Here is an 18,328-nt window from a genome sequence, read left to right on the forward strand (position 1 = left end):
CGACTCGGATTTCGGGAAGCGGGGGTGTCCGGGACGATCCGACACCCCCGCTTTCGGGAAACCGAGTCGATCATGCGTGGGGCGGTTGGCGGGCCGGGCTCAGGGCTCCTGGTCGGGGGTGCGGGTGTAGACGAAGGTGGCGATGTCCAGCGCGACCGCCCGGCCCCGCTCGTCGCGGCGCACCGTGAGGATCTCGCCGTCCTGCACGCCGGCCCGGCCTCGCCAGCGGTCCGGGCCCTCGGCGACGAAGCGGAGGGTGGGTGCGCCGACCGGTCCGGCGCGCAGGTCGCCGGCGGTGTCCGCGTACACGTGGATCATGGTGCCCATCCACCACCAGGGGCCGGTCAGCTCGGCCAGCTCGGCGGGCGGCGGGGCGGTGGCCGGCCGCCACGGGGTGACCGGAGCGGGTTCGGCGTCCAACACCAGGGTGAGTAGCCGTCGTCCGAGCGCGCCGAGGTGCACGGTGCGCAGGGTGTACGCGTTGACCAGGCCGACCACGGCGGTACGGGTGGGGCGGTGCACGGCCAACGAGGCGCCGTAGCCGGGCATCGAGCCGCCGTGGCCGACGTACACCCGGTTGCCCTCCCGGAAGAGCTCCACCCCGAGGCCGTGCCCGTGGGTCCAGGCGTCCAGGTCACTGATCACCACGGGGGAGCACATCTCGGTAAGCGTCTCGGCGGCCAGCACCGACGGGTCGGGGTCGGCCAGGAACGCGGCCCACCGGCCCAGGTCCTCGATCGTCGACCAGAGCTGCCCGGCGGGTGCCATCGCTCCGGTGTCGGTACGCGGTTCCTCGCGCAGGGTGTCGTGCCAGGGGTGGACGACGTAGCCACGGGCGAACGGCTCGGTGGCCGCGTACGTGGTGCGGCGCATGGCCAGCGGAGTGAGGATCCGCTCGTCGAGCAGGTCGGCCCAGGGCGTCCCGGTGAGCCGTTCGAGGAGTCCGCCGAGCAGCCCGTATGCCAGGTTGGAGTAGTGGTAGGTGGCGTGCGGCGGGTAGGCGATCTTGTCGGGGGTGACCCCGGTGCGCAGGGTGGCCAGGTCGACGCCCGCGGCCCGTTCCCACCAGTCGCCCTCGGGCTCGCGCTGGAGGCCGCTGGCATGGGCGAGGAGTTGGCGCAGGGTCAGCGCGCCGACTCCGGTGCCGGGGAGGTGTTCCTCCAGCGGGTCGTCGACGGCCAGCCGGCCGGCGTCGCGCAGTTGCATGATCAGGGTTGCGGTCATCGTCTTGCTGATCGAGCCCAACCGGTACTGCAGGTCGACGTCCGGACGGGGGTGCTCACCGGCGGTGGCCAGGTGGACGAGCGCGCCGTCGCGGACCACGCCCAGCACCAGCGACGGGGCATGGCCGTCGAGCTGCGCCTGGGCGACCTGGGCGTCGATCTGTCGGGCGGTCTCGGGGAGCAGGGTCAACGGGATCTCCTCGGGTCGGGCCGCCGAATCAGGGCCGGAGCCACCGCATCAGGGCCGGAAAGGGATTCGCCGAGCCTACTGATCTTCCTGGGGAGGCCGCGCGTGCGTTCGCGTGTCACGATCGTGGTGTGGACGCCGTGGTGTGGATCGTTTTGGGTGTACTGCTGGCCGTCGCCGAGATCTTCACGACGACGCTATTTCTGATCATGTTCGCGGCCGGTGCGTTCGCCGCTGGTGGTGCCGCCGCCCTGGGCGCGCCGGTAGCGGTGCAGGCGCTGGTCTTCGCGGTGGTGTCGGCGCTGAGTCTGTTGGTGGCCCGGCCGGCCCTGCGGCGGCACCAGCGTTCGTCGCTGGAGAGCGGCGAGCAGCCGTTCGGTGTGGAAGCGATCGAGGGTTCCACGGCGTTGGTGCTGGAGCGGGTGGACGCCGACCACGGCCTCGTCAAGATCGACGGTGAGTTGTGGAGTGCCCGCCCGTACGACACGACGCAGACGTTCGACCCAGGTCAGCGGGTTCGGGTGATCAAAGTCCGGGGTGCGACAGCCCTGGTGTGGCAGGACGATATTTCTTCCGCCGGTGAGCTGCCGGAAGCGAGAGGGTGAACGGGATGACCTTAATCGGCGTGCTGGTGATCGCGGTGGCGTTGATCGCCGTGATAACGCTGGCCAAGGCGGTGCGGATCGTGCCGCAGCAACGCCAGGATGTGGTGGAACGGCTCGGCAAGTACAAGCGCACCCTCAGCCCCGGCCTCAACCTGCTGGTGCCGTTCATCGACGCGGTGCGCACCAAGGTCGACATGCGGGAGCAGGTGGTCAGCTTCCCGCCGCAGCCGGTGATCACCTCGGACAACCTCGTGGTCTCGATCGACACGGTGCTCTACTTCAAGGTGGTCGACTCGGTCCGGGCGACCTACGAGATCTCCAGCTTCCTCCAGGCCATCGAACAGCTGACCGTCACCACGCTGCGTAACGTGATCGGCTCGTTGGACCTGGAGCGTGCGCTGACCAGCCGGGACGAGATCAACCGGCACCTCTCCGGCGTGCTGGACGAGACCACCGGCCGATGGGGCATCAAGGTGACCCGGGTCGAGATCAAGGCGATCGAGCCGCCGGCCAGCATCCGTGACTCGATGGAGAAGCAGATGCGCGCCGAGCGGGACCGCCGCGCGGCGATCCTCACCGCCGAGGGTCACAAGCAGTCGGTGATCCTCACCGCCGAGGGTGACAAGCAGTCCGCGGTGCTGCGGGCCGACGGTGACCGGCAGGCCCGGATCCTGCAGGCCGAGGGTCAGGCGAAGGCGATCCGGACGGTCTTCGACGCGATCCACCAGGCGAACCCGAGCCAGAAGGTGCTCGCCTACCAATACCTGCAAGCCCTGCCGCAGATCGCGCAGGGCAGCGCCAACAAGGTCTGGATTATCCCGGCCGAGCTGACCAAGGCCCTGGAGGGGATGGGTGGCGCGCTCGGCGGGTTGAGCCAGATGGTGGGGGATCTGCCCGCGCCGGAGGCGGCCGAGCACGCGAGCCAGGTCGAGCGGGAGGCCGCGGAGGCGGCGCAGGCCGCGGCGGACGCCGCCCAGCAGATCCACGACGAGGTACGCGTCGCCGAGGCGCAGGCCGCCGGTGGCAACAAGCCGCAGGGGCTGCCCGCGCCGGAGCCGGTGTCCTCGGCCAGCCTGACCGAGGACCCGGCCGACCAGCGCGAGCGCGGCTGATCCAGGACGCCGGCCGCCCGGCCGGATAAATGCGAGAAAGGCTCATGGGGCGCTCCGACGCCTGCCACGATCGGTCCTAGGACGGGTGGTGACCAGGCAATCGGGGCGCCCCGGCGCGTTCCGCACCACTCGCGGACGAGCGAGGTGACGCATGAAGGATCCGGCGAATCGGATGTGGTCCTCGGCCCCGGTGCCCGGCGCGCACGACCCGGTCGCACCGCTGGGGTCCCGCAGCACCGGTGGCGGGTTCAGCGTACTGCCGTTCGTCGGTGAGCCGACCCCGGCCGGCCCGGCCACGAACGCCAGCTGGGCCTGGTCGGTGCGTCGGTTCGCGCGGGCGGCCGTGTGGCTGCTGCCCGCGTACGCCATCCTCTATGGCGCGGTGGCGATGGCCAGTGACGGCGGGGTGGGTAACGACCCCTATCCGGCCGACGGCCGGGCGGTGTACCTGATCGGTTGGGTGGCCGCGGTCTGGCTCGGCCTGCTCGCGCTGCTGGCGCTCACCGGGCTGCTGGCCGCGACCCGCAGCCGCCGGGTGGCCGCCGCCGGGCTGCTGGTCAGCATCGCCGGCACCGTGCTGCTGCTGCCCTTCGCCGGGCTCGCCGAGCAGACGCCGGTCTTCGGGACCACCGCGCGGTCGCTGGTCCTGATCGGCGCGACGTTCTACAGCGTGGGCTGGTTCCTGACCGGGTGGGCGGTGGCCCGCTCGGGCATGTTCAGTCTCGGCGACGGCATCATGCTGATCATCGCCGCGCCCCTTCTCGGCCTGGGGGGCGCCCTGATCGGTTCGCTCCAGACGTTCGGCGCGATCTTCGTGCTGATCGCCGGCATCGGCATCGGCTACCGTTCCGGTCGCCTGATGCCCCGGGAAACCGCCCGCGACGCGGCCAGCGCCAGTCTCTCCACCCCGGCCCCGCCACCCACCGCCCCGGGAGGTCCCGTTTCCGCCGCCTGAGTCGTCGCGAGAAAAGCCGACGGGCGTCAACCCGGCCATGGCAAAAGCCGGCGGTGGCGTCAACTCGACCCCTGCGGAAAACCGGCGGCGGTGTCCACCTGGTCTCGGCGAAAAGCCGCTGGCGGCGTCAACCCGGCGGAATGACCGAGTCCATGGAACTGCGCCCGCGGGAATGGTGGTTCTCCGAACTGTCGGATCCTTGACCTCCGTGCCGACGGGCGCGAATCGCGGCCTGTCTCTGTCGACGTCGTTACCGCTACTCGTCGACACCGCCGCGGCGGTCGGTGGGTTCAAGACGGTCGACGCCATCGACGTGCGGAGACGCTGGAGGGGGCTCCGCCGCTGGTGAGGGCGTGGGTCGACGGGCCCGGGTCGCACCGGGGTGGCAGCCGAACGCCGGTCCACTCGCCGTGACGTCGACTCCCCCGGGCGGGGCTCCACCCCGGGCCCAGGGGTGCGGTCCCGGAAAGCACACAGCCCATGACGCCCCATCCCAACGGCGCGGGACGGGTCCGTTTGGTCATTGTCGAGGGACGCAACGTGGAGGTGACCCGTCGATGGACCGTGCCACCATTGGTGCTCCATTCCCGCCGATGTCGACATTCATGGAGCAATATCGTGGCTGCGCTTCCCCGATTGACCATACTGCTCTGCGATAGTGATGACGCCGCCGCGGGGCGGCTCTACCAGGAACTGACCTCCAGCCCGTTGGTGGAGCGGGTGATGGCGGTCGGAAGTCTCGCCGACGCCGTTCGGGAGGCGGGCGCGGGCACATTCGACGTGATCGTCGTCGATCCGCTCAGCACCGATCTGGCGCAGGCCGGCAGGTTCGCGCTGTCCCAGTCGGGCGAGGGGGCCGCCGTGGTGCTCTACGTCGACCTGGCGCGAGTGGAGGAACATGCGGTGGCGTTCTACCACGGTGACCGGAGCCGTTTGCGGGACGCGTTCACGCTCGACAAGCGGACGCCGCCGGAGATGCTGGCGGCGGAGGCCGACGTGGTGCTGACCAACTGCCAGGCGTTCCGGCTGCTCGCCAGCAGCAGGTCCAAGGCGGATCGGCTCCTCGACGAGGTGCGCGACCGGGCGACCACGAGCGGCGACGACGAGTTGGAACGGCTGGTCGACGACGTCGATCAGGCACGGATCCTGGAACACGTGCGGCCCGACTCGGGTCTGGTGCGGCCGAAGGTCGCGAGCAACACCGTCTTCCTGTCGTACCGGTTCAAGGAGGAGGACGGGTTCGTCCGGGGCCTCAGCGGGTTGTTGGAGGACAACGGTTTCACCGTGATCACCGGCCGGGCCGCGGACGGGTACGTGGGAATGGCGGTTCTGAACAGAATTCGGGAGTGCGAGTTCTTCGTCTCGTTAATGACCCGGTCCCGGCAATTCGCCGAGCCCGGAGAGAAGTTCGCGACCAGCGCCTGGTTGATCGAAGAGAAAGGTGCCGCCCTCGCGTTCAGCAAGTACATGGTGCTGCTGGTGGAGGAGGGGGTCGACGACATCGGCGGGCTGCACGGCGACTGGCAGCGGCACGAGTTCACCCCTCCCACGTTCACCACGGCGGCTCGGGCCGCGGTGCAGCAGTTGCGCAACCGCAGCGGTCGGCCGAACTGAGCTCAGCCCGGTGATATGCACTCTGCTGGCGCAGGGATAGCCGTTCGGCTCGGATAAAGCGGGCTGACGGCCGGTGGCGTTTGGCTTTTCGGTCTGCTAGTCCTGGCAAAAGGGATGCGGTGCTTACAGATCGTGAAACAACCCGGGCGCATCGGAGCCATTGTCCTGCGTCATTGCCCTACTATCAGGCCGACGGTAACTCTGACTTCGTCGGAGGACGTTGTGGCAGAGACGATCGGCGAGGCGGGCACGGGTGGCATCCTGCGAGCGCAATCAGGTCCGACGGGTGACGCGACCCGGTGCCGGTCACCGCACTTCGAGTGTGAGCGACATCGCCGCGCCGCGCTGGCGGCCATCCACGCCGGTCAGCTGCCCCTCAAGTTCGCGTACGCCGGAAGTGCCGCCCACACCCACGACGCCTACGCCCGCACCGACGACTACCTGAGCATGCTGGCCTCCGCGCGCCACGAAGCCGAAGCCCTGCTGGCCGCTCGGACGCTGACGGCCGGGGCGCTGGCCGTCGCGGAGATCGGCCCGGGCAACGGCAAACGCAGCAGCGCCTTCCTCAACCGGCTGACCAGCCTTGGCCACCCCTGTCGGCGTTACCTCGCGTTGGACTTCAGCGCCACCCTGCTCGCCATCGCCTGTCACCGGTTGGCCCACTTCGCGGGTGGCCAGATGAGCGTTGACTCTCACGTGTGGGACATCGAGGCCGGCTCCTCCGAGGGGGTCGAGCGGTGGCGGCCCGGGCCCGACCCGGTGGTCGCCTGCCTGCTCGGGCACACCCTCGGCAACCTGGAATGCCCGACCGCCGCCCTGGCCAACATCCGGGCCTCACTGCGTCCGCGCGACGTGCTCGTGCTGAGTGTGGTGGTGGGCCGGCCGGACGAGCCGGCGGACACGGTGTTGGCACCGTACCGGTGCTCGGAGTTCCGTGGCGCGGCCCTGGAGCCGCTGCTCGCCGCCGGCCTGTCCGAGGCCGACCTGGATTTCGTGCTGCGCTGGCGGGACGCGACGGTGACCGGCGAGGCGGTGTTGCGCCGACCGGGTGTCCTGGATGGCACACGGCTGCCGGCGGGCCACCGCATCCGCTGCTTCCAGTCCCGCAGGTTCAGCTATCCCGACGTCATTGCCGCCGTCCGGGACGCAGGTTGGCGCATCCGGCACGCCGAGTTGGCGCCCGGAAGCCACCATTTGGTGATCACGGCGTCGCGAGGGTGAGGGAGTGGCGGACATGACCGAGCGAAAGGGGGCGCCTGAGAGGGTCACGCCCGCCGACCTGATCGACCGGGCGCGTCGGGCCAGCCTCTTCTATCGGGCCTCCTACGAGGGGACCGACCCCAACTGCGTGCGGCTACCCGGCGCGGCGATGGACGAGTTGGTGCAGGGGCTGGTCGCCGGGGTGCACGACGAGCTGTGCCAGATCGTCCCGTACACCACTGCCGGTCGGCCCGCCGATCCGTTCTCCCGGGCGTTGTTCCGCCAACTGGCGCGACGCGCGACGGTACGCCGCATGTACCTCGTGCCAGGCGAGGACGTGGGCTCGGGGGAGGTCGACAGACAGTTGGCGGAGGACCGTGCGCACGATCTGGACGCGGTGATGGTGCCCGTGTTCATCGCCGGCGAACGTCCCCTGGTGCCGATGACCGACATGTGGCTGATCGACGGTCAGGTGGTGGTCCGGCAGGAGGTGGGCGGGGACGGCCTCGCGTCCTGGGTGGTCAGTGGCCACTCCGAGGAGGTGACTCGGGCCCGCCTGCTCTGGGACAGCCTGATGAGCCGGTCGTGCCTGCCCGACCGGGGCCGGCCGCGCCGGCCCGGCCCGGAGCTGACCCGCTGGCTGCTCCAGTCGGCCAACATGCTGTACGCGATGGCGCCGATGTCCTGCGGGCCGTCGCACCTGGACCGGAGCAGTTGCTCCTGGTACCACCAGTCGTGGCAGTACCTGCGCCTGTTCGACATGGTCAGCAGCCCGCAGTGGCACGCGGAGTTCTACGCCGGGCAGTTGGCCGAGGCGATCCGCCGGGGCGCGCGCCGGGTGTTGATCAGCGGCACGGCCGACTACACCATCCTCGCCTTCCTCCTGGAGGCGGTGCGGTCGGCGCTCGGGGGCATTCCCGCCGACCTGGACGTGCACGTGCTCGACATGTGTCAGACGCCACTGCTGGCCTGCGACTGGTACGCCAGGCAGATCGGCGCCCGGGTCGAGGTGCACCAGGCCGACGTGACCTGTCCCGACGCGGTCGCGCAGCTCGTCGAGGGCGGCCGGTTCGACCTGGTGTTGGCCGACGCGTTCCTGACCCGGTTCAACCGCGCCTCGGCGGACGCGGTGATCGGCAGCTGGTCCGCGCTGCTGAATCCGGGCGGTTCGGTGATCACCACCGTCCGGCTGCATCCGGGCAACGAGTGGCCGAAGGACGACGAGGAGCAGGACGACCGCCACCGGGTGTCGGATCTCGTGGACGATTTCGAGCTGCGGTTCCGGGAGCGGGCCGCCGGTTGGCGTGGGCTGCTCTCGGTGGAGCTGGACGAGCTTGCCGACGCCGCCCGCCGGTACGCGACGCGGATGGCCAGCCACGATCTCGGTGACGCCGACGAGGTGCGGGCGGCGTTCGACCGGGGTGGCTTCCACGTGTCCGATTCGGACGTGAAGTCCGTCCACGGGGAGCTGGTCCGGACCCAGTACCTCCAACTGCGCGTGGACCTGCCCTGCGACAGCGGGAGGACTGGCGGTTAGCATTTACCTGTCGTGGTGACTTGGTGGACCCACGGTGATCGCCGAAGGGGGGGGGTCGGTGCCCGACTATTCACCCTGGTTGGCCGTCAAGGCGCTCGGCCCCAAGCCGGTCGCGTACGAGTTGCTCACCGCGGCCCACAAGGATCTCACCGCCCAGACCGCCATGCTCGACGAGCGGCCCGCCGCGCTGCGGGTCGTCAGCGCGACGGCGGAGTTCCGCGACAGCGTGGGGCACGAGCTGGTCGTCCGGGTGGAGGCGATGGGGCACACCGCCGAGGTGCGGCTCTCCGAGCACGTCGTCCGGACCACGACCGAGGGGGACGGGGCCCACGCGGTCACGCCGTTGGTGCTTGTCGCGTACGCCCTGCAGAAGGATCCGTTCGGTCTCCGCTGGCAGCCGCGGCGGGTCGGGCACGCCGAGCCGCCCTCGGCCGAGGCGATGGAGTACTACGCCCGGCTGGACCGGCTGACCGAGGCCTCCACCCAGGTGGAACGGCAGCTGGAGGCTGGCCGGGACGTGCTGGTGATCGGTGAGCACGGCTGCGGGAAGTCGGCGCTGGTGGCCAACATCGCCGACAAGCGGCGCGCCGACGACGGTGTCGTGTGGCTCAATCTCGCCGATCCGGCGGACGGTCCAGAGTCGATCGTGCTGGCCCTGCTGGAGCAGGAGCGGAGTCGCTCCGGCCGTTACCTGGTCGTCCTGGAGAACCTGCACGCGAATCCGCTGGTGCTCAACGAGTTGTTCGACTGTGTGACCCGGCTGCGCTCGGACTTCGGCCTCGAGGTGCAGGTGCTCGCGACGAGCTACAAGGTGGCGGGCCCCACCCTCGCCGGTGGCGAACCCACTCGTGAGCTGCGACAGGTTCTCGCCGAGGGCCGGCCGCTGGTCACCCAACTGCTTGTCGACAGTGGCATCGACGAGGCGCACTGGCAGACGATCCGGCGACTGGCACAGGATGACGTGCACATCGCCCTGACGGCGATCCACCTCTACGGGCGGCACGGCACCGTGCCCACCGAGGCGGACCTGGAGGCGTATTACACCCGGCAGGTGACGAGCGACGACCAGCGTGAGGTGCTCTACCGGGTGGCCTGCCTGGGCGTGTTGGAGCTGCAGATGGCCACCCGGGAGGCGGGTCCGTTGCGGCAGGCGCTCGTGCGGTTGCGCGACGACGGCCTCATCTACCAGATCGACGGCGCCTACCTGATCGGCTCCCGCCGTCGGGCGCAACTGGTGATGAACCACGCCCGTCGGCACTGGGACGCGGATCGCCGGTGGAAGAGCCCGGAGCGCAACGTGTGGCTGCATCTGCAGCGCGGCGGGGAGCGCCTGATGAAGGCGACGCTGAGCCGGCTCGACCAGTTGGTCCCGCCGGACGCGGCGCGGACCGACACCCTGCACCTGCTCAGCACCTGGGAGACGCTGATCCGGCTCGGCAGGACGATGCGCAAGCGCAGCGGCGACGACAGGTCCTGGAAGGACAATTCCGGTGCCGCCGTCTTCGCCGCGAGCGCGCTGAACCAGCTCAACCACGTCGACTCCTGGTGGGAGATCGCCGGCGTGGTACGGCCGCGGTGGAGCTACGAGGCGCCCGGCTGCAAGCTGCCCGTGCCGGTGGGTGGTGTGACCGCCGACTACGAGGATTTCGAGGAGATCCAGCAGTCGATGGCCACGGAGGACGCCCTCCTCGGCGCGGCACCGCACCTGGCCGGCCTGCGCGCCGAGGAGTTGGACACCGACCAGATGTACCGCAACTGGGTGCTCGGTCTCCTGCTCGGCTTCGAGGGTTCCGCGCCCGCCGTCCACCAGGACCAGAAACGCATCGACCTCCTCATCGGGGTGGCCCGCGAGGCCCAGCACGAGGACGGCTACTTCTACCCGGCGCGGGTGCCGTGGGTGACCGCGCGGGTGGTCCTCGGTCTCACTCAGGCCAACCTGCGCATGGACCACCCGGTGGTCCGGGACGCCTGCAACTGGCTCCTGCGGCAGGTGTCCGCGGGCGGGCCGTTCGACAACTGGTGGCGCAGCGGCACCGGCACGTGGAACCGCGACGAGGCCACCACCGCCATGTGCCTCAGTGCGCTGGTGCGCGCCGGAGTGTCGCCGACGCGGCCGGAGGTGGAGACCGCGCACGCCTGGCTGATGGGGCGCGAGAGGGAGTGGACCACCCCGGGGCGGGAGATCGACATGGCGCAGGCGCTGGAGGCGACGCTGCTCTGCACCGGGGCCGCCAACGGCACCCAGGAACACCTCCGGGCGCTGTTCCAGCGGATCGCCACCGAGAAGAACCCGACGCTGCTGTCCACCGCGCCCGAGGAGCGACTGCGCATTCCGTTCGTGGCAGCCCAACTCGCCGACATCGTGTGGCGGATCGTGCAGTTGGAGAGCCTGAAACTGTTCGGTCACGTCATCAACCAGGGTCGGCCCGAGCCGTCCGAGCCGTCGGAGGTGGCCGTGGCGCCGCAGACCGTCACGTCGTCCGCCAACGGGGCGTCCCTGTCCCGGCGCAATCTGCGTGCCTGGCAGCGGGGGTGCGAGCAGATCGAGGGGACGATCCGCGAACGGATCGCCAAGCGCGACGGGCCGATGCGGACGCCGGCGGTGGAAAAGGTGATCAATGAACAGCTGGACTACCGAGCCCAGCTCACGGAGCTGACCAGCCTCCTGGACGAGCATGCCGATCGAGAGCTGCTGGAGCGGATCGACGCGCTCGGGCGCCGGGTCTGCGGCGTCGCCTGGCCGGACCTGCCGTGGCCGGACGCGGGATCGGAGGCAGGCTCGTGAGCATCGCGGTGCCCGCGCCGTCGACGCTGAACTTCCTGGCCGGGCTCTTCGCCGGAGCCGGGATCAACATGCTCACGTCCGTCTCCACCGGCCCGGCGGGCACGGATGTCTCCACCGGCAAGATCGCGCTGGATTCGGCGCTCTGGGTGGTCGCCGCCGGTTTCCTGACCTGGGCGGCGCACCTGTTCCAGGCGGCCGAACGGGACGCCGACCTCTACATCGACCGTGACTTCAGCGAGCCCGAGAAGCAGGAGATCCGGCAGGAGTACCTGCGCCGGGCGTTGCGGCGCGCCCGGCTGCCGTTGGTGATGACGGTTCTGGCGCTGGTGTGCGCCGTGCTCCTGTTGCCCGGTTTCATCCGCTGGAGCGGCGTACTGAGTGGTTGACGGCCGGGCCGCCGCCCCGGTTGTCGGTGAATTGCCTGACAATTGCCGCCCAGGCTGGCCGATTTCCCCACTTCGTGGCAATCCTGGGGAGCATGGCCGCCTCCCGCTCGCCGCTGTCGCGGCTGTTCACCGTGCTGCTCGCCGGCGTGTTGGCCGGGCTTGCCCTGGCAGTCGCCGCGCTGCCGGGCAACCTGCTGCTCGGGCTCACCGCCCGCTCCGCGCTCGGGTCGTACGCCGCGTTGCCGGCCTCGCTGAAGACCCCGGCCACTCCGCAGCGCTCCTACCTCTACGCCAACGACGGCAAGACGCTGATCACCACGTTCTACGACGTGAACCGTACCGACGTGCCGTTGTCGGAGATCGCCCCGGTGATGCGGCAGGCGATCGTGGCGGCCGAGGACCGGCGCTTCTACGACCACGGTGGGGCGGACCTGCGCGGCCTCGCCCGAGCCGTGGTCGCCAACGTCAAGGGCGGCGGCACCGAGCAGGGCGGCTCGACGCTGACCATGCAGTACGTCCGTAACGTCCTCAAGACCGACCCCACCCGCACCGCCGAGGAACGCGCCGCCGCCACCGACCCCACCGTCGGGCGCAAGATCCAGGAGATCCGGTACGCGAGTGCCCTGGACAAGAACCTCGGCAAGGACGAGATCCTCGACCGGTACCTGAACATCGCCTACTTCGGTTCCGGCGCGTACGGGGTCGCGGCGGCCAGCCAGCGTTACTTCGGCAAGCCTCCGGCGCAGTTGACCCTCGCCGAGTCGGCCCTGCTCGCCGGCCTGGTGCAGTCCCCGGACGCGTACAGCCCGATCGACGGGAACAAGAACGACGCGCTGGCCCGCCGGTCGTACGTGCTGGACTCGATGGTCGCCACCGGCGCGATCACCGCCGCGCAGGCCGCCCAGGCCAAGACGGAACCGCTGGCCCTGCACCCCACCGCCCAGCCCAACGGCTGCACCGCCGTGTCCCAGGGGCACGACGACTGGGGTTACTTCTGCGACTACCTGCGGCGCTGGTGGGTCGCCCAGCCGGCGTTCGGGGCCACCGTCGCGGAGCGCGAGCAGGCCCTGCGCTCGGGTGGCTACACCGTGGTCACCTCGTTGGACCCGAAGATCCAGGCCACCGCACAGCAGCAGGCCACCAAGGTCTACGGGTACGGCAGCAAGCACGCCCTGCCGATCGCGGCGGTGCAGCCGGGCACCGGGCAGGTGTTGGCGATGGCGGTCAATCGGCACTACAGCCTGGCCGACAATCCGGCCGGGCAGCCGAACTATCCGAACACCGTGAACCCGTTGATCTCCGGCGGGGCCAGCGTCGACGGGTACCAGGCCGGTTCCACCTTCAAGCTGTTCACCATGCTCGCCGCGCTGGAGTCGGGCCGTACCCTCTCCACCGGCTTCGACGCGCCCGCCAAGCTTCCCACCCGCTACGCCGCCGAGGGGCCGGGCAGCTGCGACGGCCACTGGTGCCCGGCGAACGCCAACCCGGACTGGATGGACGGGTACCGGATGATGTGGGACGGCTTCGGCCGCTCGGTGAACACCTACTTCGTCTGGTTGGCCGAGCAGGTCGGGCAGGACAAGGTGGTCGAGATGGCGCAGCGGCTCGGCATCACCTTCCGCGCCGACTCGGACGCCGCCTTCGCGAAGAACAACTCCGCGAACTGGGGTTCGTTCACCCTCGGCGTGGCCGCCACCACCCCGCTCGACCTGGCCAACGCGTACGCCACGGTGGCCGCCGAGGGCACCTACTGCACGCCGGTGCCGGTGCGCTCGGTGACCGCCGCGAACGGCGAGAAGGTGCCGGTCGGGCAGCCGTCCTGCAAGCGGGTCCTCGACCCGGACGTCGCCCGTGCCGCGACCGACGCCGCGCGCTGCCCGGTGGGCCAGCAGTCGGCGTTCGGGCAGTGCAACGGTGGCACCGCCACCGGTGTGAACGACATCCTCGACGGCCGGCCGGTGGCCGGTAAGACGGGTAGCTCGGAGCAGAACTCCACCGAGACGTTCGTCGGCTTCACCCCGCAGGTCGCGGTGGCCGGCATCGCCGCCAACCCGGACGATCCGGCCGACGCGGTGGGTTCGGCGGTGCAGAGCAAGGTGATCGACGCGGTTGCCCGGGTGATCGCCACCGCCGTCAAGGGCCAGCCGGAGAAGGCGTTCGCCGCACCCAGCCACGAGTTGGCCGGCGACCCCCGGCGCCCGGTAGAGCGCCCGACGGTCCCGCAGAGCCCGCAAAACCAGAACGACAACCGCCTCTCGCCGCTGGACCGCTGGCTGAACCGGCGAGGCTAACCGCCTGGCCCGTCGATCATGGACTTGTGGTGCCCGTTATGCGGCTGCTCGCGGCTTCCATCCACCACCACAACTCCATGATCGACGGCGCCGGGGCGGGGTCAGCCCTTGCGGCGGCGGGGACGGTAGCTCGCCAGGGTCGACGGGAGGCCGCGGCGGATGATGCCGGCCCAGTCGGTGTCGCCGCGCAGCACCGCCGCCGCGGTGTTGCGGGCCTGTTCGACGGTGAAGTGCGGCGGCAGCATCAGCTCGGCCGGGTCGACCAAGGCGTTGATGACCACCGGTCGGTCGGCGGCGAACGCCCGCTCCCAGACGCCGGGCACCTGCTCGGGCGAGTCGACCAGCTCACCGTGCAGCCCGAGCACCTCCGCCCACTGGTGGTAGGCGATGTCCGGCAACTGCTGGCTGTCCGGGAACATCGGCGTCCCCTCGCTGGAACGTTGCTCCCAGCTTACGAACGCCAGATCCCGGTTGTTCAACACCAGCACCACGAACCGGGGGTCGGCCCAACCGCGCCAGTACTTCGCCACGGTGATCAGCTCGTTGACGCCGTTCATCTGCATGGCGCCGTCGCCGATCAGCGCGACGAGCGGTCGGTCCGGGTGGGCGAACTTGGCGCTCAGCGCGTACGGCATGGCACCGCCCATGGACAGCAGGGTGCCGGACAGGCTGGCGAGCATCCCGGGGCGGACCTGGAGGTGGCGGGCGTACCAGGCGGTGGTGGTGCCGCAGTCGACGGCGAGCAGCACGTCGTCGGGCAGGCGCTCGTTGAGGGTGTGGAAGAGCAGTTGTGGGTTGACCGGGTCGGCGGTCTGCTCGGCCAGGTCGCGTTGCACCCGACGCCACGCCGAGGTGGCCTCGGCGATCTCCGCCCGCCAGGCGGTCGGCCCGGGGCCGGGGCCCAGCTCGTTCAGCAACGCCCGCAACGTGGGGCGGGCGTCCCCGGTCAGGTTCACCTCGGTCGGGTACCGCAGCCCGAGCTGCGTGCCGTCCAGGTCGATCTGCACCGCGCGGGCCTGCCCGGGTGGGGGATAGAACTCCGAGTACGGCATGTTGCTGCCCACGATCAGCAGCCTGTCGCAGCCGGTCATCAACTGCCAGCTGGGCCGGGTGCCGAGCAGCCCGATCGCCCCGGTGACCCATGGTTCGCGGTGGTCGACGACTGTGAAGCCGAGCAGGGCGGTGGCCACCCCGGCGCCGAGTCGATGGGCGATCTCGCGGACCTCCTCCTGCGCGCCCAGCGCACCCTGCCCGACCAGCATGGCCACCCGCTTGCCACCGCTGAGCACCTCGGCGGCCCGCCGCAGGTCGGCCGCCGGCGGCACGGTGGGAGTGCTGCTCGGCACGTTGCTGGTCTGGTAGTACCCGTGCGCGTGGGGCGGGTCCGGGATGGCCGGCTCGTCCTGGATGTCCAGGGGCAGGATCAGGGCGGTGACGGTACGCCGGGCCAACGCGGTGCGACACGCGCGGTCGACCAGGTGGCGTACCTGCGCCGGGTGGTCGAGTTGGGCGAGGAACGCCGCCGCCACGTCCTTGTAGAGGGCGAGCAGGTCGACCTCCTGGTAGTAGCCGCCGCCCTCGGCGGTGGTCGCGGTGTGCCCGACCAGGGCGATCACCGGCTGGTGGTCGAGCTTGGCGTCGTACAGGCCGTTGAGCAGGTGGATCGCGCCCGGCCCGCTGGTCACCAGCGCGCAGCCCAGCGGCCCGCCGCCGTACTTGACGTGCGCCGACGCGGCGAAGCCCGCGGTCTCCTCGTGGCGTACCTGGATGAACTGGGTGCGCCCGTTGGTGCGTTGCAGCGCGGACGTGAGGCCGTTGATGCCGTCTCCGGGGTAGCCGAAGTAGCGGTGCACGCCCCAGCTCAACAGTCGCGACACGATGTGGTCCGCGACGGTGGGGTGCCGGGGGAGAGCGCCGGCCTCGCCCGCTCCGGTGTGGTCTGCGCTCACCTGGGTGGTCCTTCCCGTCGGGTCCGGTAGTCCACCGTCGTTCCCCTTCTCCTTCGGACAAAACACCCCACGGGTGGGCATCGGTGGGCGAGGTGCGCCGTCCGGCAGAATCGTCGGGTGCCCGTCCACGAGATCACCGACCCTGACGACGACCGCATCGCCGACTACCGCGCGCTCACCGACGTCGAGCTGCGCACCCGCTGGGAGCCGCCGCACGGCCTGTTCATCGCCGAGGGTGAGCTGGTGCTGCGCCGGGCGCTGCGGGCCGGCTACCCGGCCCGGTCGTACCTGGTCGACGCCAAGCGCATCAACCAGCTCGCCGACCTGGACACCGGGGACGCGCCGGTGTACGCCGCGACGCAGGACGTGCTGCAACGGGCCACCGGTTTCCACGTACACCGGGGGGTGCTGGCGTCGTTCCACCGCCGGCCGCTGCCGACGGCGGCCGAGGTGCTCGCCGCCGCGCGCCGGGTGGTGATCCTGGAGGACATCAACAACCACACCAATCTCGGTGCGATCTTCCGGGGCGCCGCCGCGCTCGGCATCGACGGAGTGTTGTTGTCGCCGACCTGCGCCGACCCGCTCTACCGGCGCAGCGTCCGGGTCAGCATGGGTGAGGTCTTCGCGGTGCCGTACGCGAAGTTCAGCCGCTGGCCGGCGGGTCTGGAGGAGGTGCGGGAGGCCGGCTTCACGGTGCTGGCGTTGACCCCGGCGGCGGACGCGTTGCCGATGCAGCGGCTCTCCCCGGACCAGCGGGCGCGGGCGGCGTTGCTGTTCGGTGCCGAGGGCCCCGGGTTGACCGGAGCCGCGCAGAGCGCCAGTGACGTACGGGTGCGGCTCCCGATGCGCCGCGGAGTGGATTCGTTGAACGTCGCCGCCGCCGCGGCTGTCGCCTTCTGGGAGTTGAGCCGCGACGATCCGGGGTTCGACGGAGAGTAGATCGCTTCAGCTTGCATGCCCATGCGGTCTGTTGCATAATTTTCCCCGTGTCCAAGGTTCTCACCTCCCTGCCCTCCGGCGAACGTGTCGGCATCGCCTTCTCCGGCGGCCTCGACACCTCGGTCGCGGTCGCGTGGATGCGCGACAAGGGCGCCGTCCCCTGCGCCTACACCGCCGACATCGGCCAGTACGACGAGCCCGACATCGGCTCGGTGCCCGGCCGCGCCCTCAGCTACGGCGCCGAGCTCGCCCGAGTCGTCGACTGCCGTGCCGCCCTCGTCGAGGAGGGCCTGGCGGCGTTGACCTGCGGGGCGTTCCACATCCGCTCGGGCGGACGGGCGTACTTCAACACCACGCCGCTCGGCCGGGCCGTGACCGGGACCCTGCTGGTGCGGGCGATGATCTCCGACGATGTCCAGATCTGGGGCGACGGCTCCACCTTCAAGGGCAACGACATCGAGCGGTTCTACCGGTACGGCCTGCTGGCCAACCCGATGCTGCGCATCTACAAGCCGTGGCTCGACACCGACTTCGTCACCGAACTGGGTGGGCGCAAGGAGATGTCGGAGTGGCTGCTCGAACGCGGGCTGCCCTACCGGGACAGCACCGAGAAGGCGTACTCCACCGACGCCAACATCTGGGGCGCCACGCACGAGGCGAAGACCCTGGAACACCTCGACACCGGCATCGAGACGGTCAGCCCGATCATGGGCGTCCGGTTCTGGGACCCGGCGGTGGAGATCCCGACCGAGGACGTCACGATCGGCTTCGACCAGGGTCGCCCGGTGACGATCAACGGCAAGGAGTTCGGCAGCCCCGTCGACCTGGTGCTGGAGGCCAACGCGATCGGCGGCCGGCACGGCCTCGGCATGTCCGACCAGATCGAGAACCGGATCATCGAGGCCAAGAGCCGCGGCATCTACGAGGCGCCCGGAATGGCGCTGCTGCACTACGCGTACGAGCGGTTGGTCAACGCCATCCACAACGAGGACACCCTGGCCAACTACCACAACGAGGGTCGCCGCCTCGGTCGGCTGATGTACGAGGGTCGCTGGCTGGACCCGCAGGCACTGATGCTGCGCGAGTCGTTGCAGCGCTGGGTCGGCACGGCGGTCACCGGCGAGGTGACGCTGCGGCTGCGCCGGGGCGAGGACTACTCGATCCTCGACACCACCGGCCCGGCCTTCAGCTACCACCCCGACAAGCTGTCGATGGAGCGTACCGAGGACTCGGCGTTCGGCCCGTCGGACCGGATCGGCCAGCTCACCATGCGCAACCTGGACATCGCCGACTCGCGGGCGAAGCTGGAGCAGTACGCCAACCTCGGCATGGTCGGCGGGGCGAGCCCGCAGCGGATGGTCGGTGCCGCGCAGGCGGCCTCCACCGGCCTGATCGGCGCGATGCCGCAGGGCGGCGCGGAGGCGATCGCCTCCCGGGGTGTCTCCTCCGGCGACGACGAGGCGCTCGACCGGGCCGCGATGGAGTTCGGCGTCGACTGAGCGACCCCCATGGCCCCTCCGTGACGTCGCCCGGCGAATGTCGAGA

The 18,328-nt window shown here is 70.6% G+C and carries 13 protein-coding genes; 11 read left to right on the forward strand and 2 right to left on the reverse strand.

The annotated features are described in order from the left end of the window. Positions 1-99 precede the first annotated feature (99 nt). Positions 100-1,413, reverse strand: coding sequence for a serine hydrolase domain-containing protein (locus tag AB0B57_RS31450; protein WP_357078023.1), 1,314 nt, complete (start codon positions 1,411-1,413; stop codon positions 100-102). Positions 1,414-1,541: 128 nt separating this feature from the next. On the opposite strand from AB0B57_RS31450, the gene AB0B57_RS31455 reads away from it, so the two are divergent. The 9 genes from AB0B57_RS31455 (at position 1,542) to AB0B57_RS31495 (ending at position 13,895) form a co-directional block, all read left to right on the forward strand. Next, on the forward strand, positions 1,542-2,015 hold the full coding sequence (locus AB0B57_RS31455) for an NfeD family protein (protein WP_357078026.1): 474 nt from the start codon (positions 1,542-1,544) through the stop codon (positions 2,013-2,015). A 5-nt stretch (positions 2,016-2,020) separates the two neighbouring features. Beyond that, positions 2,021-3,127 carry an SPFH domain-containing protein gene (locus AB0B57_RS31460; protein ID WP_357078029.1) on the forward strand — a complete coding sequence of 369 codons (1,107 nt, stop codon included), beginning with the start codon at positions 2,021-2,023 and terminating at the stop codon, positions 3,125-3,127. 151 nt (positions 3,128-3,278) lie between these two features. Then, complete coding sequence (locus AB0B57_RS31465; protein WP_357078032.1) at positions 3,279-4,082, forward strand: hypothetical protein; 804 nt, start codon at positions 3,279-3,281, stop codon at positions 4,080-4,082. Between the two features lie 618 nt (positions 4,083-4,700). Continuing rightward, positions 4,701-5,696: a hypothetical protein gene (locus AB0B57_RS31470; protein WP_357078035.1), complete on the forward strand. Its 996-nt coding sequence runs from the start codon at positions 4,701-4,703 to the stop codon at positions 5,694-5,696. A 222-nt stretch (positions 5,697-5,918) separates the two neighbouring features. Further along, positions 5,919-6,917: an L-histidine N(alpha)-methyltransferase gene (locus AB0B57_RS31475; protein WP_357078037.1), complete on the forward strand. Its 999-nt coding sequence runs from the start codon at positions 5,919-5,921 to the stop codon at positions 6,915-6,917. Between the two features lie 13 nt (positions 6,918-6,930). Beyond that, complete coding sequence (locus tag AB0B57_RS31480) at positions 6,931-8,433, forward strand: class I SAM-dependent methyltransferase (RefSeq protein ID WP_357078040.1); 1,503 nt, start codon at positions 6,931-6,933, stop codon at positions 8,431-8,433. Between the two features lie 58 nt (positions 8,434-8,491). Then, a complete protein-coding gene (locus AB0B57_RS31485) occupies positions 8,492-11,218 on the forward strand; it encodes a hypothetical protein (protein WP_357078043.1) in 2,727 nt (908 codons plus the stop codon). Beyond that, on the forward strand, positions 11,215-11,604 hold the full coding sequence (locus AB0B57_RS31490) for a hypothetical protein (protein WP_357078046.1): 390 nt from the start codon (positions 11,215-11,217) through the stop codon (positions 11,602-11,604). The genes AB0B57_RS31485 and AB0B57_RS31490 overlap by 4 nt, the downstream gene beginning before the upstream one ends. 26 nt (positions 11,605-11,630) lie before the next feature. Then, positions 11,631-13,895, forward strand: a complete 2,265-nt coding sequence (locus AB0B57_RS31495) for a transglycosylase domain-containing protein (protein ID WP_357078156.1) — start codon at positions 11,631-11,633, stop codon at positions 13,893-13,895. Between the two features lie 101 nt (positions 13,896-13,996). Here the strand turns inward: AB0B57_RS31495 and AB0B57_RS31500 are convergent, their stop codons facing one another. Continuing rightward, positions 13,997-15,844: a thiamine pyrophosphate-requiring protein gene (locus tag AB0B57_RS31500; RefSeq protein ID WP_357078049.1), complete on the reverse strand. Its 1,848-nt coding sequence runs from the start codon at positions 15,842-15,844 to the stop codon at positions 13,997-13,999. A 117-nt stretch (positions 15,845-15,961) separates the two neighbouring features. On the opposite strand from AB0B57_RS31500, the gene AB0B57_RS31505 reads away from it, so the two are divergent. Continuing rightward, the gene (locus tag AB0B57_RS31505) at positions 15,962-16,783 is read left to right on the forward strand and encodes an RNA methyltransferase (RefSeq protein WP_357078052.1); all 822 of its coding nucleotides are present in this window, start codon (positions 15,962-15,964) and stop codon (positions 16,781-16,783) included. A gap of 47 nt (positions 16,784-16,830) precedes the next feature. Beyond that, a complete protein-coding gene (gene argG, locus AB0B57_RS31510; RefSeq protein WP_357078055.1) occupies positions 16,831-18,282 on the forward strand; it encodes an argininosuccinate synthase in 1,452 nt (483 codons plus the stop codon). The last annotated feature ends 46 nt before the right edge of the window (positions 18,283-18,328 follow it).

Origin of the sequence: Micromonospora sp. NPDC049101 (assembly GCF_040648675.1) — a bacterium.
GTDB lineage: Bacteria > Actinomycetota > Actinomycetes > Mycobacteriales > Micromonosporaceae > Micromonospora.

Excerpts from the sequence above, each read along its gene's own strand:
- AB0B57_RS31465 (WP_357078032.1), top strand. The coding sequence starts at position 3,279 with ATGAAGGATCCGGCGAATCGGATGTGGTCCTCGGCCCCGGTGCCCGGC.
- AB0B57_RS31460 (WP_357078029.1), top strand. The coding sequence starts at position 2,021 with ATGACCTTAATCGGCGTGCTGGTGATCGCGGTGGCGTTGATCGCCGTG.
- AB0B57_RS31480 (WP_357078040.1), top strand. The coding sequence starts at position 6,931 with ATGACCGAGCGAAAGGGGGCGCCTGAGAGGGTCACGCCCGCCGACCTG.